This is a genomic window from Pseudoalteromonas sp. JC28 (genome assembly GCF_013319255.1).
Taxonomy (GTDB): Bacteria; Pseudomonadota; Gammaproteobacteria; order Enterobacterales; family Alteromonadaceae; genus Pseudoalteromonas.
The window spans coordinates 1-440 of the sequence record NZ_QOKX01000040.1; the positions used below are offsets into that span (position 1 = coordinate 1).

General features: G+C 48.2%; 1 pseudogene. It reads left to right on the plus strand.

From position 1 onward, the window contains the following. Positions 1–440: pseudogene (locus DS891_RS24365) on the plus strand (hypothetical protein); the annotation flags it as partial.

A 440-nucleotide genomic window follows, 5' to 3' on the forward strand; every position in this document is an offset into this window, starting at 1 on the left:
ATTCAAAGCCAAGGCAATATCACGATTAAAGGCAGTGGCTCTGGCAACCTCACCCTTGCCAATGGTGGCAGTGAAATCAGCATTGACTCAAGTGGTAACGTCAACATCTTTGCAGACAAGTTACTGACCTTAAAAGGCAAAGCCATGACCGTGTTTGACGGTAGCATGGAGCAAGATATTGGCGGCAAACAAAGCGCCACGATGCCGAGTGTACCGCAAATTCAAGCGCTCTCTGAGAATGCTCGACTCTCACTTGCCGCCGATGGCATTGCCACCATGATGAGCAGTACCATTGAGTTGTCTTATACTTATCAAGATGGCAGCCCAATTATGGGCGCACCTTATACCATTCGATTTGCAAACGGCACAGAGTTGACCGGTTACTTAGACGACAGCGGTAAAGCAAAAATTGAGAATGCACCGCCTGGTCAATACACCGT